This window comes from Gordonia sp. QH-12, from assembly GCF_001578675.1.
In the GTDB taxonomy this organism is placed as follows: domain Bacteria; phylum Actinomycetota; class Actinomycetes; order Mycobacteriales; family Mycobacteriaceae; genus Gordonia; species Gordonia sihwensis.
Genome location: NZ_KQ969327.1, coordinates 1 through 1,383 on the forward strand (window position 1 = coordinate 1; position 1,383 = coordinate 1,383).

At 64.3% G+C, this 1,383-nt stretch carries 1 protein-coding gene and 1 other annotated feature; the gene reads left to right on the forward strand.

Annotation, left to right across the window (positions count from 1 at the left end; translation table 11 throughout):
* The first annotated feature begins 55 nt into the window (after positions 1-55).
* Positions 56-1,353 (forward strand): IS3 family transposase gene (locus Y710_RS18305; protein ID WP_156479495.1). Its coding sequence is split into 2 segments (ribosomal slippage): positions 56-347 and positions 347-1,353, totalling 1,299 coding nucleotides; the frame shifts between segments, so codons are not numbered across the junction.
* Positions 334-483: a sequence feature (AL1L pseudoknot), on the forward strand. Its footprint overlaps the gene before it by 150 nt.
* Positions 1,354-1,383: the final 30 nt, after the last annotated feature.

Sequence of the window (1,383 nt, forward strand, 5' to 3'; positions counted from 1 at the left end):
TGAATCGCCCCGGGTCTGATGGAGGCTCTCAATCCTGGGAAGGATGATGAGAGTCATGGCAGCACCGAGGAAGTACAGCGTTGAGCTCCAGCAGCGGGCGACGCGGATGGCGATGGACGCCAGGAAGGACCCCGAGTCCGCTCGTGGGGCGATCAAGCGGGTCGCCGATCAGCTCGGGGTTCATCCCGAAGCGCTTCGGAATTGGGTCCGTCAGGCCGAGATCGACGGCGGTGTTCGGCCGGGTACCACGACCGACGACGCGCAGCGGCTGGCCGAGCTCGAGCGCGAGGTCCGCGAACTGCGTCGGGCGAACGAGATATTGAAGACATCTGCGGCGTTTTTCGCGGCAGCGGAGCTCGACCGCAAGATCAAGTAGAGGTACCCACCGCGGTGCTGGTCGACTATATCGATCAGCACCGCGACCGGTTCGGGGTCGAGCCGATCTGCGCTGTGGTGAAGGACGCCGGCGTGCAGATCGCCCCGAGCACCTACTACGCCGCTAAGAAGCGGCCACCCTCGGCACGTGCGGTACGAGACGCTGAGCTGGTCATCGATATCCGGCATGCTCACAAGGCCAACCTCGGCGTCTATGGCGCCCGCAAGATTCACGCCGAGCTCAACCGCGAGGGCCTCAAGGTCGCCAGGTGCACCGTCGAGCGACTGATGAAGGATGAGGGCCTACGTGGCATCGGTCGGGAGAAGACCCGCAAGACCACCATCGGCGCCGACGCCGAGACCGAACGTCCGGAAGACCTCGTCGACAGGAAGTTCGTCGCCACTGCACCGAACCAGCTGTGGGTGGCCGATCTGACCTACGTCAGAACACACGCCGGGTGGGCCTACGTCGGGTTCGTCCTAGATGTGTTCAGCCGGATGATCGTCGGCTGGCAGGTGTCGACCTCGCTTCGCACTGACCTCGCTTTGGACGCCCTCGACATGGGGCTGTGGGCCCGGCAGCGCGCCGACCAGGACCTCACTGGCCTTATCCACCACAGCGACAGAGGAGTCCAGTATCGAGCGATTCGCTACACCGAGCGGCTCGCCGAGGCCAACGCCGTCGCATCCGTCGGGTCGAAGGGCGACAGCTACGACAACGCCATGGCCGAGGCGCTCAACTCGCTGTTCAAGGCTGAGTGCATCCGCAACCCCGTCATGCGGCCCAAGGGCGGCTGGAAGAACGTCGGTGACATCGAGATCGCGGTCGCTGAATACGTCGACTGGTTCAACCACCGACGGCTTCACGGCGAGATCGGGCTCGTCCCGCCAGCTGAATTCGAGGCCAACCACTGGGCATCACAACCCACGAAGCACTACCGTCAGAATCCGGTCCTCACCGAGGTCGGATCCAACTAACCGAGCCTCCACGAAACCCGGGGCGATTCA